At 70.5% G+C, this 12,688-nt stretch carries 13 protein-coding genes; 3 read left to right on the top strand and 10 right to left on the bottom strand.

All coding sequences use genetic code 11. The annotated features are described in order from the left end of the window. Positions 1 to 8 precede the first annotated feature (8 nt). The 6 genes from ABS52_00420 to ABS52_00395 all read right to left on the bottom strand — a co-directional run bounded on the left by ABS52_00420 (position 9) and on the right by ABS52_00395 (position 5,261). The gene (locus tag ABS52_00420; protein ODT05397.1) at positions 9 to 1,289 is read right to left on the bottom strand and encodes a hypothetical protein; all 1,281 of its coding nucleotides are present in this window, start codon (positions 1,287 to 1,289) and stop codon (positions 9 to 11) included. A 240-nt stretch (positions 1,290 to 1,529) separates the two neighbouring features. Then, entirely contained in the window at positions 1,530 to 1,958 is a 429-nt protein-coding gene (locus tag ABS52_00415; protein ODT05396.1) for a hypothetical protein, read from the bottom strand. 311 nt (positions 1,959 to 2,269) lie between these two features. Next, positions 2,270 to 2,536, bottom strand: coding sequence for a hypothetical protein (locus ABS52_00410; protein ID ODT05204.1), 267 nt, complete (start codon positions 2,534 to 2,536; stop codon positions 2,270 to 2,272). Positions 2,537 to 2,779: 243 nt separating this feature from the next. Further along, positions 2,780 to 3,274 carry a tRNA (N6-threonylcarbamoyladenosine(37)-N6)-methyltransferase TrmO gene (locus tag ABS52_00405; GenBank protein ODT05203.1) on the bottom strand — a complete coding sequence of 165 codons (495 nt, stop codon included), beginning with the start codon at positions 3,272 to 3,274 and terminating at the stop codon, positions 2,780 to 2,782. Between the two features lie 9 nt (positions 3,275 to 3,283). Continuing rightward, positions 3,284 to 4,471, bottom strand: coding sequence for a hypothetical protein (locus tag ABS52_00400; protein ID ODT05202.1), 1,188 nt, complete (start codon positions 4,469 to 4,471; stop codon positions 3,284 to 3,286). Between the two features lie 94 nt (positions 4,472 to 4,565). Beyond that, positions 4,566 to 5,261: a hypothetical protein gene (locus ABS52_00395; GenBank protein ID ODT05395.1), complete on the bottom strand. Its 696-nt coding sequence runs from the start codon at positions 5,259 to 5,261 to the stop codon at positions 4,566 to 4,568. 377 nt (positions 5,262 to 5,638) lie between these two features. Between ABS52_00395 and ABS52_00390 the strand changes: the two genes are divergently transcribed. Further along, positions 5,639 to 6,586, top strand: coding sequence for a hypothetical protein (locus ABS52_00390; protein ID ODT05201.1), 948 nt, complete (start codon positions 5,639 to 5,641; stop codon positions 6,584 to 6,586). Positions 6,587 to 6,824: 238 nt separating this feature from the next. Here the strand turns inward: ABS52_00390 and ABS52_00385 are convergent, their stop codons facing one another. Next, positions 6,825 to 7,733, bottom strand: a complete 909-nt coding sequence (locus ABS52_00385; GenBank protein ODT05200.1) for a hypothetical protein — start codon at positions 7,731 to 7,733, stop codon at positions 6,825 to 6,827. A gap of 234 nt (positions 7,734 to 7,967) precedes the next feature. Between ABS52_00385 and ABS52_00380 the strand changes: the two genes are divergently transcribed. Further along, on the top strand, positions 7,968 to 8,429 hold the full coding sequence (locus tag ABS52_00380; GenBank protein ID ODT05199.1) for a thioesterase: 462 nt from the start codon (positions 7,968 to 7,970) through the stop codon (positions 8,427 to 8,429). Positions 8,430 to 8,447: 18 nt separating this feature from the next. Here ABS52_00380 and ABS52_00375 read toward each other — a convergent pair whose 3' ends face one another. Beyond that, positions 8,448 to 10,076 carry a hypothetical protein gene (locus ABS52_00375; protein ODT05198.1) on the bottom strand — a complete coding sequence of 543 codons (1,629 nt, stop codon included), beginning with the start codon at positions 10,074 to 10,076 and terminating at the stop codon, positions 8,448 to 8,450. 218 nt (positions 10,077 to 10,294) lie between these two features. Here ABS52_00375 and ABS52_00370 point away from each other — a divergent pair, with 218 nt between their 5' ends. After that, the gene (locus tag ABS52_00370) at positions 10,295 to 11,278 is read left to right on the top strand and encodes a hypothetical protein (GenBank protein ODT05197.1); all 984 of its coding nucleotides are present in this window, start codon (positions 10,295 to 10,297) and stop codon (positions 11,276 to 11,278) included. Between the two features lie 159 nt (positions 11,279 to 11,437). Here ABS52_00370 and ABS52_00365 read toward each other — a convergent pair whose 3' ends face one another. Together ABS52_00365 and ABS52_00360 are read right to left on the bottom strand one after the other, a co-directional pair. Continuing rightward, positions 11,438 to 12,076: a hypothetical protein gene (locus ABS52_00365; GenBank protein ID ODT05196.1), complete on the bottom strand. Its 639-nt coding sequence runs from the start codon at positions 12,074 to 12,076 to the stop codon at positions 11,438 to 11,440. Between the two features lie 58 nt (positions 12,077 to 12,134). Beyond that, positions 12,135 to 12,659 (bottom strand): hypothetical protein, encoded by a 525-nt coding sequence (locus ABS52_00360; GenBank protein ODT05195.1) that lies wholly within the window; start codon positions 12,657 to 12,659, stop codon positions 12,135 to 12,137. Between the last annotated feature and the right edge of the window lie 29 nt (positions 12,660 to 12,688).

Genomic DNA, 12,688 nt, shown 5'->3' with positions numbered 1-12,688 from the left:
TCCTCCCGTCAGCGCAGCGCTTCCACGAAGGCGGCCGACGTCCTCGCGCGCACCGCCTCGAGCGTCGCCCCGGGCATCAGCTCGACCAGGGTCAGGCGCCCCTCGGGATACATGAAGACGGCGAGGTCGGTGATGACCACGTCGACCACCCCCCGCGCGGTGAGCGGGAGCGTGCAGGCGGGGACGACCTTCGGCGATCCGTCGGGCGCAACGTGGGTCATCATGACGATCAGCTTTCGCGCTCCCGACGCCAGGTCCATGGCCCCGCCCACGCCGAGGAGCGGCTTCCCGGGAACGGCCCAGTTGGCGAGGCTTGCCTCCTCGTCCACCTGCAGCCCGCCCATGATCGCGACGTCCACGTGCCCGCCGCGAATCATCGCGAAGGAGTCGGCGCTGTCGAAGTAGCTGCTGCCGGGGAGCGCGGTGACCGGAACCTTGCCGGCGTTGACAGGATAGTCGAGCGCACCGCCGTCGGCCGGCGACGGCCCCACGCCGAGCATCCCGTTCTCGGTCTGCAGCATGATCCCGTCGTCGGGCCCCACCAGGTCGGCGACGAGCGTGGGGATCCCGACGCCGAGGTTGACCACGTCTCCCGCCCGGAGCTCGGCGAGCGCACGGCGCGCCATGTGCAGGCGCACATCGTCGGCCTTGCGCCCGCTCGACTCCATCGATGCCGAGGACCCCAGGTCGTCGAGCGTCACGTGCGCCTGCACGAGGTAGTCGACGTACGCGCCAGGAGTCTGGATCTCGTTCGGATGCAGCGCCCCGACGGGGACGATCTCCTCCACTTCGGCGACGACGATATCGGCCGCCGTGGCCATCGCCTTGTTGAAGTTCTGCTCGGTGAGGCGATAGACCAGGTTGCCCGCGGTGTCGGCGCGCCAGGCGCGGATGAAGGCGACGTCGGCGCGCAGTGCGCGCACGAAGACCTGTGGCGTCCCGTCGAAGTCGCGCACGTCGCTCCCCTCGGCGACCACCGTCCCGTATGAGGTCGGCGTGAAGAAGCCGCCGACCCCGGCGCCGCCGGCGCGAATCGCCTCGGCCAGTGACCCTTGGGGGAGGAGTTGCACCTCGATGGTCCCCGCCTGGGCCGCGGCGACCGCCTCGGGGTTGCTCGTGAAGTACGACCCGATCGCCTTCGCGATCTGCCCATTGCGCAGGAGGCGCCCACCCCCGAGCCCCTTCTCGCCGACGTTGTTCCCGATGTAGGTCAACCCGCGGACCGTCGTTTCGGCCAAGGCGTGCAGGAGGTGCACGGGGTTCCCCGTCATCCCGAAGCCGCCGGCCATGAGGGTGTCGCCGTCCTTCACGAGACGCGCGGCCTGGGCAGCGGTGATCTGCGGAACCTGCTTCACTGGAATCTCCCTGCGCCCCCCGCGCGGGCACGCCCATCGTGCCACGCCAGTGGGACGATGGACAATCTGGCCTCGCGCCAGTGGGTGGGGGAGAGTACGCGGGCGGCGCGATCCGGGAAAGAAAACGGGAGCGCTCGCGCGCCCCCGTCACGACGTGTCACCGCTCCGGGACGTTCACTGGCACGAGACGTCCGGATTGAAGGGGGTGAAGGTGCCGGCGGGATTGTCGCGGTGCACCCAGACGTGCAGGCTCCAGTGCGGCACCGGGACCGGGGTACCGCCGACGTCGAACGGCTGGCCGTCGAAGGTCGGTGCCGGCTGCCCCACGTTGATCACGATGTACTCCACCGCGGCGAGCTTGGGTGCGCCGCTCGCGTCCGGAGCGTACACGAGCGCCTCAGGCTCGAGCGGATCGAACACCGGATCGACCTTGTTGTTGTCCACCCAGTGGAAGCCCATCCCGCCGAGGGTCGGATGCGCGATGCAGGGCGACGAGAGGACGTAACCGCCCTTGGTGGCCTGCGTGGTCGAGTGGAAGCGCGCGGTGGCGGCGTGCACCTCCTTCAGGAGGCCGGGCGAGGCGACCGCGGCGCTCGCGGGCACCGCGGCCGCGTTCGCGTGGAGCGTGGCGTGCGTGCCCGCCGCGCTCGGGAGGTCGCTGCAGCTGGCGGAGACCAGCGCGGCGAGGACAAGGGTCAGCGTTGCGGTGTGCTTGGCATGGGCGCGCATTGACGTGGTGCCTCCGGGCCGGCGATGCCGGCCACCTGAAGGTGGATCCCCGAACATCGGGAGGACTTCAGAAATACCGAACAATCTCGCAGCATTCAAGATTGTTGCGCCGCCGCAGCGGCGTCGGCGGTCACGCCCGAGATGCCGGTCGACCCGGCAATTATTGCCTGGTTCGGCGCCGGCCGTCAGGACGGCGCGCCGTAGCGCACCACGAGGGCGTGGCATGCCCGGGCCACCAGCTCGCGGGGCGGCCGTTCGTCGCCGAGGTGCCGGGCGATCTCGCGGAAGAACCGCAGCTCCGGGTCTTCCTCTCCCGGGTCCACATCCGGCTGCAACGCGGCCAGCGCCCTGGCCCCCTCATCGAGCCGGATGCGCTGCTCCAGGATGCCGCGCGCGACGTCGGCGACCTGGGCGCGCCGGATCTCGAGCTCCGAGCACGGGGCCTCGCCCATGATCAGCCCAGGGGGCAGGAGGGGCGCCGCACCGCGACCGCGGGGACCTCGCAATGAACCGCGGGCATGCCACCCCTATCGGTCACCATGTGACTTCCGGGTGCCGCCCGCAACGGACTTGTAGGCCCGGGCGCCGATCGCAGCGCTGCCGTAACCGCCGAGCACCAGCCGGCAGGTCCCGGAAAACTCCGCACCATACGCGTGCAAGCCTGTCTCTCGCGAGGAGGGGCGACGACCATGGCGTCAGGGCGTGTCGCTCCCCCCCGCTGGCAAGGGCCCGCCCTGCGCCGCCTGCCGTCGCTCTGCGTCCGCCAGCCACCCGCGCCGGATGCGCTCTGCCGGTACGCTGCTGAGGTACGGCTTGATGTCGACGATCGGCGTGCCGTCGAGCATGTCGACGCCCCGCACGCGCAGCCGACGGCCGTCGCGCCCCAGCAGCTCCACCACGGTGAGCCCGATGTGATTGGGGCGACGTGGGGAGCGGGTGGCAAAGACGCCGTGAGGACGATCGTCCGTCGGCGGAGTCGAGGTGAGGTGGAAGTCATCGATCTGGTCGAAGACCCAGAGGACGAACAGGTGCGAGAACCCCTCGATGTCCGCCAGCCCCTCCTCGTACTCCGGGGAGATTTCGAGGACGCCTTCCGCGTCGTGCTTTGCCCCCGGGCCCTTGGGGACCTGGTGCGGCCCGGTGAACGGGCTGTGCACCTGGCCGATGGGCGACAACGTGAACGTCCGCATTGCAGCTCGCTACTCCGTTCGCCGGGCCTTCCAGGCCGCCAGGACTTCGCCCTCCTTCTGCGCCGAGATCCCCGCCACCGCGCCTTCGGCCATCGCCTTCAGCTCCGCCTCGCTCCTGGTCTTGTGCCAGTCGAGCGTGTCCTTCGCCGTCACCGCCAGCGGGCGGAAGGTGAGCCCCTGCGCGAGCGCGCGCGAGATGTTGCGGCGCAGGAAACCCGCCGTCGCCCCCTGCGGGGGGAGCCAGATGGGCATGTGGCGCCAGCCGCGCACCTCGTGGCTGGCAAGGAAGTCGGCCGGGACCCAGGTGAAGCTCGCCCCCGCCGTCGTCACCGCCTTGATGCCGTAGAGCGTCTCGGCCATCGTCGTCGGCTTCGCGGGCCCGGTGGCGTTGAAGGTGCCGAACACCTTGTTCTCCGCCAGCCGGATCATGAACTCGGCCAGGTCGCGCGAGTCGATGTATTGCGCGGGGTCGTCGGGAGTTCCAGGAGCGAGCACTTCACCCCCGCGATCGATGCGCGCCGGCCAGTAGGTGAAGCGGTCGGAGCGGTCCAGCGGCCCGACGATCAGCCCCGGACGCACGATCGTGTGCGCTGTCCCGTAGTGGCGCGCGACTTCCTGCTCGGCGAAGGTCTTGAGCGCGCCGTAGTACTGCCCCGCGTGCTCGCGCACGGTGGTGTACGGGTCGACGCCCGCCGGCATCGGCGTCGTGGGCGCGTCCTCGTTGGCATCGGGGACGCTGTTGTCCGGGTAGACGGAGATCGTGGAGATGAAGATGTAGTGCCCCACGTTCCCCTTGAGGTATTGCGCGGCGTTGCGCACCCAGAAGGGAAAGGTCGTGGGGTTGTCGAGGACCACGTCGAACTTCTTCCCCGCCAGTGCGCTCGCGTCGCCCGCCAGGTCGCCGATGAGCTGGTCGACCTTCCCCTTGAAGAAGTCGGGGCGGGTGCGGTTGCGGTTGAAGAGCGTGACCTTGTGCCCGCGCGCCAGCGCGTACTCCACCTGCTCCGGGCCGGTGAAGCCGGTGCCGCCCAGGATGAGGATGTTGAGCGATGCGGACGCGCGCGGCACGTGCGGTTCGCGCGGTTCGCCAACCTGCGCGGGCTGGGCGCCTCCATCGCGCGCCACGGCGCCATTGAGGACGAGCGCGCCGCCTGCGGCGGCCGAGAGCTTGAGAAAGGAGCGACGGTCGTGAGTCATGGACGCGAGTCTGGCGTGTGGCGGGTGGGTCCCGCAAACATCGCCAGGGTGCACGGCGTCCGACAGGGGCGCCCCTGAGGGCGCCCGTCGCCGTTCACTTCGCCGGCGCCGCCGCTGGGGCGTGCCACTCGCCCATGATCCGCTGCACCTCTTCGTCCTCGGTCTGCGAGAAGTCCTGGTAGTGGATGCCGACGGCGATGAACGGCTCTGGCGTCTCGGGGCAGACGACGTCGTCCGACTCGGCGCGCATGGCGGCCACCGTCTCGCGCGGTGCCACGGGGACGGCGATGACGAGCTTGGCTGGCTTGCGCGCTCGCACCGAGCGTACCGCGGCGATCATCGTCGACCCCGTCGCCAGGCCGTCATCGACCACGATGACGACGCGCCCTTCCACGGCGAGCGGCGGCCTTCCCGCGCGGAACCGCTGCTCGCGTGCCTGTGCCTCGGCCACCTGCTCCCTGGTGACGGATTCGAGATACTCTGGCGACACCTCGAGCATGTCGATCGCTTCCTGGTTGAGGTAGCGGGCGCCATCGGAGGTGACGGCGCCGACGGCGAGCTCGGGCGACACCGGCGAGCCCAGTTTCCTGGCCACGATGACGTCCAGGTCGCCGTCGAGCGCCCTGGCGACTTCGGCGGCGACCGGCACGCCGCCGCGCGGGATGCCGAGCACCAGCGGACGCGCTCCGCGGTATTCGAGGAGCGCGCGGGCCAGCCGTGCCCCGGCCTCGCCCCGGTTCGCGAACAGCCTCGGGAGCCCTGCCTCGGGGAAGAACGGTCCGTCGCTCATGTCGCCCTGCCTCGCCGGTGTCACGCCAACGCTCGGCGATTTCCCAGCTGTCGTCTGTCGGGACGGACGGAGCGTGGTGTCCGGCAGCGTCCTGATCGCCCGCGGGGAGCGGCGTTACCGGGAATCCGCACGGAGCTCAGGGCGTTTGCCGACTGTCGCGCCTCGCGCGACGCCGCATGCTGCCTGTGGGTAGGCTCCCCAGCAGACCGCCTTGGGATTGGCGACTCGCTCCCGCTGTGATGCCCAACGAGGCCCGTGGAGCCGGGAACGGCACTTGATGCGGATGGACGAGCGGCGCGATGTCATGCTCGAGGCCGATCGCTTGGCGCGTGCGGCACAGGCGATGCAGTCCAACTGACCCACGCGCGGGAGCGCACATGTCATCACCTTCGTACCTGCTGGTAGCCGGCTCGGCGAGTGTGCCGCTGGCCTCGTCCGTGGCGCGCGAGCTGGGTCTCGCGCTCTCGCCGTGCCGCGTCGAGCGCTTCCCCGACGGCGAGGTGTCGGTGGAGATCGGCGAGAGCGTGCGCCGGCGCGAAGTGGTCCTGATCCAGGCGACGGCGCCGCCGGTCAACGATCACCTCGTCGAGCTCTTGCTGCTGGCGGATGCCTGCCGGCGCGCGGCGGCGTCGCACATCATCGCCATCGTCCCGTACTTCGGCTATGCGCGGTCCGATCGCCGGCAGGGGAGGCGCGCCCCCGTCAGCGGGCGCGCGGCGGCGACGGTGCTGGAGGCGTCCGGGATCGATCACGTGGTGACAGTCGACATCCACACGCCGCAGGTGGAGGGCTTCTTCAGCATCCCCACGGACGACGTGGCGGCGATGGCCGCGCTGGAGCCGGCGTTCGTGCCGCTGCTCGACGATCGCTCGATGATCGTCGCCCCCGACCTCGGTGCCGTCCGCCGGGCGCGCGACCTGAGCCGTCGCCTGGGGCGCGAGAGGGCGCTCTGTCTCAAGCAGCGACGCACCGGAACCGAGGTGGAGGTGACGGGGGTGGTGGGCGATGTGTCGGGGCGGTCGTGCATCATCGTCGACGACATGATCTCCACGGGGGGGACGGTGGCCGAAAGCGCGCGCGCGCTGCGTGCCGCCGGGGCAAGCGAGGTGCGCGCCGTCGTGGCCACGCACGCGGTCTTCGCCCCCGGTGCCGCCGAACGGCTTGCAGCTGCCGAGGTGCGGCACGTCGTCATCTCGGACACCGTGACCCCATCGGAGGGGGAGTGGCCGGGGGGCTCGACCCTCCACGTGGTGAGCGTGGCTCCCCTCCTGGCGACGGTCATCCGGCGCATCGAGGCCGGCGAGTCGCTTCGGGCGCTGGCGTAGTCGCGGCGATCCGGCAGCGCGCCGGCAGCGAGCCGGCAGCGATGCGAAGCGCCAGGTCGGCACGGCGCACTCGAGGTTGACCAGGAAGGCGTCCAGCTTGGCGAGCACGGTGCGCATGTCGCCCCAGGGGTAGCTCCACCCTTCGCGCTTCATGCGCTCGTTCACCAGGCGCCCCAGCATCACGTCACCCGCGATGCCGATGCGAGCGCTGCGCGCCGTCGCATCCGTCATCGCACTTCTAGCTGTTACCGGGGATTTCGCGCGCGTGGTAGTACGCGGCGCACTCCTGCTCTCGCCCGCGTACCACGCGCCGTCCCCCCAGCGCCCCCGAGAGCTGCGTGACGACGGTGTGCTGGCGCTCGCCGCCGCCGCCGTCGAAGTACAGGACGACCCAGTCGTGGGTCCGCCCCTGCTGGTGCGCGCGGGCGGTGTTGGAGAAGAGGGCCGTGTAGTGACGTTCGCCGCGCTGCGTGTGGAGGACGGGGAGCCAGGCCCGGCGCTTCGGGTTGAATCGCCGCGGGGCGATGAGGTGGAGTGTCCCCGCCTCGGCCTGCTCGCGGTACTCGCGGTCGACATCGAGGAGTTCGGCGACCGGGGGCTCGGCCACGACTTCGCCGCCCTCGCCACGTGGCGTAGCGCGCGCCGGAGCGATGCGCTGGCGAAGCCTGGTGGCGAGCGCATCGCGAATGCCGGCCACGCGCTTCTCGCCGAACCCTCCGGCGCGGGCGAGGCGGCCATCGTGCGCCGCTGTCTCCAGCTCCTCGAGGGTGGAGATGCCCAATTCGTCGTGCAGGCGTTGCGCCAGCCTTGGCCCGATACCGGGGACCGAGGTGAGGACGTCGAGCGGGTCATGCTCGCCGCGCAGGCGGTCGAGCATGGGGAAGCGCCCCGTATCGACCATCAGGGTGATGGCCCGCGCCAGGGCGGGGCCGATCGCGGGGAGTCGATCGAGCCCTTCGATCCCTTCTTCGCGCAGGATCTCCGATACGCTGCGCGGCGATTCGCGGATGGTCGTCGCTGCGTTCCGGTAGGCCTGCACCCGGAAGGGGTTCGCCCGCTGCAGCTCGAGGAGCGACGCCGTTTCCTCGAGCATGTCGGCAACCCGTCCGTTGGTGGGATCGGCCGAGTGCGTCGTCGCACCGCTCATGCCGTAGTGCCTCGTCGCGAGACCGCGCGCGGGGGGCCCGCGCGTCCAGAATGCCGTCGGTGGAGGCGGTGGGGTGGAATGGCCTCGCACCGACGCCCTCACTTGAACGGTGCATCGGCCGTGCCATGCTTCGCCGCCACCGGAATGCTGACATCGTATCCGGCCTTTGACTACAGGGCGCGGAAGCCGCCTCGCCCTCGCGCCCGGGGTTCGGGGGGCGGTATCATGCCTCTCATGGCCCATGATTTCCCTGCCGCTGCGGCTGGCCGATTCGAGGTTCCGGTCGAGGTCGTCCCCGCCGACATCGACGAGCTCGGACACGTCAACAACGTGGTGTACCTGCGCTGGGTGCAGGATGCGGCGACCGCGCACTGGCGTGCCGCCGCTACCGGGGTCCAGCTGGAGACGATCGCCTGGGTCGCGCTGCGGCACGAGATCGACTACCGGCACCCGGCGATGCCGGGCGACGCCATCGTCGCCTCGACGTGGGTCGGGAGCGCGGATCCCGTGCGATTCGAGCGCTTCGTCGAGATCCTGCGTGCCAGCGATCGCAAGGTGTTGGCGCAGGCTCGCACGCTCTGGTGCCCGATCAATCGTGACACGGGGCGGGTGATGCGCGTGGGTGACGACGTGCGACGGGTCTTCAGCGATGGCGCGGCCGTCACCGCCCACATCAAGCGCTCCAGTGCAGGATGAGACAGCCGCTGCCTGTCGCTAGCGCCTGCCCGCCAGCTCCTCGGCGAGCGTGGGGGCCAGATGCCCCGGCTTGCGCGGGACGAAGCTCATTGCGTACTCGCTGAGCGCGGTGATGGTGAGGCTCGGGTTCACCCCGAGGTTTGCCGGGACGATGGAGCCGTCCAGGATGCGCATGTTCGGATAGCCGAAGACCTCGAAGCGTTCGTTCACGACCCCGCTGGCCGCATCGCTCCCCATGGGGCACCCCCCCAGGATGTGCGCGGTGCTGCTCATGTCGAACATCACCTCGGCGGCCGAGTTCATGGCCACGCCCCCGACCTTGTCGGCGTAGCGGTGCATGGCCTCCTGCCCGATGCCGATGTAGGCGGGCGTGCGCGGGACGGCGCCGTCGCGCATCACTCGCAGGCGGCCGCCGAAGGGTCCCCTCGCCCAGCGCACGGCGACCGCGTTGTCCAGCGTCTGCATCACGAGCAGGATGACCGAGTGGCGCCCGAAGTCGCGGGTCAGGACGCGCCACAGCTTGCGGGGGCTGGTGAGCGTGTTCCACAGCATCCGCGCCGTGCGGACGAGCGGCGCTCCCGCCGGCGCCGCCAGCACAGAGAGAAGTCCCATCGCCCCGGAGCCGTCGGGGTACTTGCACAGCTCGATGTGGGTGTGGTCGTCCGGGGTGAAGACGCGACTGATGGCTACGCCGTGGTTCATCTTCGCGGGGATCCCCGAGATGCCGCACAGGGACTCGCTGTTGGTGCGCACCGCCTGCCCCAGCGTGCCGGACAGCGCCGGCAGCGTGCCCAGCGCGTGCTTCTGCCGCAGGAGGAGCCTGAGCGTCCCGATGACGCCGGCGCTCACCACGAGCCCGTGCGCGCGATACGAGCGTCGGCGGCCACCGCCTAACGAGGTCGACCGTCGCACCCGGACCCGGTATTCGCCGTCGGCGTACTCGATTGCCTCGGCCTCCGATTCGGGGACGATCGTGGCGCCATAGCGCTCGGCGAACCAGAGGTAGTTGCGGTCGAGCGTGTTCTTGGCGTCGTGGCGGCACCCGACCATGCACCCCGCGCACTCGATGCACCCGCGGCGCTCGGGTCCGAGCCCCTTGAAGTAGGGATCGACCGCTCGATCGGTGGGACCGAGATAGACGCCGATGTGATCGACCGGGGCGTACGTGTCGCCCCGCCCCATGTCACGCGCCACCGCTGCAAGGGCGCGGTCTTCCGGCCCTTCCGCGAGGTAGCGCGTGCTGCCGAGCATGGTGCGCGCGAGGGCGTAGAAGGGATCGAGCCGTGCCTCCCAGTCGCCGAACCGGCTCCACGCCGGGTGCGTGAAGAAGTCACGCGGCGGTTGCATGTGCGTGTTGGCGTAGACCAGGCTCCCGCCGCCCACGCCGACGCCGCCAAGGACCATCAGTCGTCCCAGGAAATCGATGCGCTGCGGCCCGAAGCAGCGGAGGAGCGGAGCCCAGAGAAACTTCTTCACGTGCCAGTTGCTGGTGGGGAAGTCGCGCGAGCGCCAGCGCTTCCCCTTTTCCAGCACCAGGACGCGATATCCCTTCTCGGCCAGCCGCATGGCCGACACGCTCCCACCAAAGCCGGAGCCGATGACGATGTAGTCGTACTGGCGGCGGTCGTGTGTCTCGGCCCCGGACATGTCGGGCAGACCGTCGGGAAGCGATGGGGAGTGCATGCCGAGAGCATGTACACCCTGACCGCCGATGATACAAGGCCGCGGGTGGGACGGGGCGTGGAGATGCCCTTCGCGGGTCGCGCCCCGCCGCCGACCGCATCCTTTCACCCTCCCCGAGCGTTGAGCGAGGTAGGATGCGCGCCCTTAGCGACCATAACGCCATCGCCCTTCACGCCTGCTTCATGGAATCCGATCGCCACAGCACCGCCTCCCTCGACTCCCTCGCCGAGCCGCTGCGCGAGATGCGCCTCCGTTTCGAGGCTGTCCTGGCCCCTCACCGGGAGGCACTCTGGGACTACTGCCGCCGCCTCACGGGATCGGCGTGGGATGCCGAAGACCTCGTGCAGGAGACGATGCTGAAGGCCTTCGCCTCGCTCGCGAAACTCTGGCAGCCGGTGGATGCGCGCGCATACCTGTTCCGCATTGCGTCGAATGCATGGATCGACCAGGTGCGTCGTGCCCGGCGTGCCCCCATGGAGGAGTTGGAGGCGCATCCGGAGCTCGAAGCCGACTCGATCTCCGAGCGACGCGTCGAGGTGCGCGAGGCGATGGAGCGGCTCGTGACGCTCCTCCCGCCGCGCCAGCGCGTCGTGCTCCTTCTCTGCGACCTGCTCGACTTCCGGGCGGGAGAGGTGGCGGCCATGCTGGGAGCGACCGATGGGGCGGTGAAGTCGGCGCTGCAGCGGGCTCGCACGACGCTCGCACGGGCGAGCGCTCCCGGGAGCGAACCCCTACGCACCGCCATCGATAGAACCGCAGCGCAGCACCCCGTGGTCGAGCGTTACCTGGCCGCCTTCGACGCACGCGACGCCGATGCGATCGCCGCGCTCCTCCACGAGGAGGTGACGGTTTCTATCGTCGGCTGCGCCGAGGAGCTCGGGCGCAGCACCGTGCGCGCGTCGTCGCTCGCCGAGTGGGCGTCGGACCCGCGCGAGCAGTGGGTGGAGCCCGGTTACCTCGAGGGGCGTGCAGCGATCTTCGTCTTCTATCGCACCGCCGATGCGCCGCGAGCCCTGGGTTGGGTCACGACGCTCGACGTGGACGCGGACGGCGTGCTGGCGCAGCGACAGTACTACTTCTGCCCCGAGTTCATTCGTCACGCCGCCCGCGCGCTCGGCGTCCCGGCCGTGACGCATGGGCACCAGTACGTGGGGGGAGCGTCCTGAAGACGGTCTCGACGTTGTCGAGGGTGTTCACGGCGATCGAGACGCCGGGATGCGCGCCGCCGATCGTGCGCCCGCGGACCGGCTCCGGTGTCGCCGGCCTTGGTGTCATGAGGGCCGGGAACGCCGTCCGCGTCTCCTCCACGCGGACGCCAACGTCCGTCAGTCGCGCCTCAGCGGGTGCTCGGCCAGCAGGCGACGCCCGAGGTCGGTCAGGGCGACGTTGGTCACGGCAGCGTACTGCGAGTCGCCCCGGATGTCGAGCAGGGGGGCGTCACAGGTGACGAGACCACGGCGCACCATGGCCATCACGTGCTCGACGATCTCGTCGAAGTCGGCGCCCTCGCGGATCTCGTGCGCGCGCGAGCGGAACGTCGTCTCGCCGTCGGCCACGCGACGCAGGAGCTCGAGCTGCGACTCGGCGAGCCGATGATCCAGGGCCCGGGAGTCGTCGTCCACGGCCGTCGGCATGCGCTCCCACCGGATGTCGGGCTCGCGGCTCGCGAGCCCCGCTAGCCCGAGCCAGTCGGTCCAGACGCGGAGCCACACCACTCCGGTTCCCCCGAGGCGCATGTCGTCAACCTCGGCGCGGAACTGGAAGGCGCGCCCCTCGTCGCGTAGCAGCTTCGGGGCGAAACGCATGAAACCGAACCATCCCAGGCGCATCGCGCGCGGGCGGTAGTGGTGGGTGAGGAGCCATTCCTCGGCGATGCGGCGCGCCGTTCGATAGCGCCAGATGGCGTGGAGCGCCACGGCGACCACCAGCAGCGCCGGGATCCAGGGGAGGAGGCGCTCGTTCATCGCAGCGCCGTCGGTGGGGGGCCATGTCGCCGGGAGCGAGGCATGCCGTGGTCCTCGCCTAACGATCCATGATCGGGAGGTAGGCGCGCCAGGGCCCGACCGCCGCCCGGTACTGCTTTGCCATCACCCGGGCGGCCTGGGCGACGTGCCCCAGGTCGTGCGCAACCCAGGTGGCCAGGAGTTGCCGTAGTGAGACCGCCCCGAACTCGGGGTGCTCTCCTTCCAGCGCCAGCCGGGCATCCGTCAGCTGCCACGAGGCCAGCGTCTCGAGGTTCGCGGCGCGAAGGCTCGTGAACTCGTCCAGCAGCTGCGCCAGCGACTTGCCCCGGCTCTCGCGGAACTGGGCGAAGCGGTCGTACGGCTCGAACCGGCGGCGCGTGCCCTGGGCCAGGATGATCCGTGCGCGCGGAATCCAGTCCTCCCGCTCGCCGTGGATGAGGTGTCCCACGATGACGTACGGGCTCCACGTCTCGGGGCCCTCGGTCGCGTCGGTCCATGCCGACGGCAATCCCCCGAGCATCGCGTGCAGCGTGCGGGGGGTGCGTTCGAGGATGGCGATCCCGCTCTTCAGGTCGAAGTCCATGCGAAGGTCCTCTGCGACGGATGATGCGC

Source organism: Gemmatimonadetes bacterium SCN 70-22, assembly GCA_001724275.1.
In the GTDB taxonomy this organism is placed as follows: Bacteria; Gemmatimonadota; Gemmatimonadetes; order Gemmatimonadales; family Gemmatimonadaceae; genus SCN-70-22.
Note: the sequence above shows the minus strand (reverse complement) of the source record. Positions and strands in the feature narration are given on the sequence as shown.

What these genes read in the sequence shown, in the direction of transcription:
- ABS52_00420 (ODT05397.1), bottom strand. Translation starts at nt 1,289, where the DNA reads ATGGCCGGCGGCTTCGGGATGACGGGGAACCCCGTGCACCTCCTGCAC.
- ABS52_00410 (ODT05204.1), bottom strand. Translation starts at nt 2,536, where the DNA reads ATGGGCGAGGCCCCGTGCTCGGAGCTCGAGATCCGGCGCGCCCAGGTC.
- ABS52_00405 (ODT05203.1), bottom strand. Translation starts at nt 3,274, where the DNA reads ATGCGGACGTTCACGTTGTCGCCCATCGGCCAGGTGCACAGCCCGTTC.
- ABS52_00400 (ODT05202.1), bottom strand. Translation starts at nt 4,471, where the DNA reads ATGACTCACGACCGTCGCTCCTTTCTCAAGCTCTCGGCCGCCGCAGGC.
- ABS52_00395 (ODT05395.1), bottom strand. Translation starts at nt 5,261, where the DNA reads ATGAGCGACGGACCGTTCTTCCCCGAGGCAGGGCTCCCGAGGCTGTTC.
- ABS52_00390 (ODT05201.1), top strand. Translation starts at nt 5,639, where the DNA reads ATGTCATCACCTTCGTACCTGCTGGTAGCCGGCTCGGCGAGTGTGCCG.
- ABS52_00385 (ODT05200.1), bottom strand. Translation starts at nt 7,733, where the DNA reads ATGAGCGGTGCGACGACGCACTCGGCCGATCCCACCAACGGACGGGTT.
- ABS52_00380 (ODT05199.1), top strand. Translation starts at nt 7,968, where the DNA reads ATGGCCCATGATTTCCCTGCCGCTGCGGCTGGCCGATTCGAGGTTCCG.
- ABS52_00375 (ODT05198.1), bottom strand. Translation starts at nt 10,076, where the DNA reads ATGTCCGGGGCCGAGACACACGACCGCCGCCAGTACGACTACATCGTC.
- ABS52_00370 (ODT05197.1), top strand. Translation starts at nt 10,295, where the DNA reads ATGGAATCCGATCGCCACAGCACCGCCTCCCTCGACTCCCTCGCCGAG.
- ABS52_00365 (ODT05196.1), bottom strand. Translation starts at nt 12,076, where the DNA reads ATGAACGAGCGCCTCCTCCCCTGGATCCCGGCGCTGCTGGTGGTCGCC.
- ABS52_00360 (ODT05195.1), bottom strand. Translation starts at nt 12,659, where the DNA reads ATGGACTTCGACCTGAAGAGCGGGATCGCCATCCTCGAACGCACCCCC.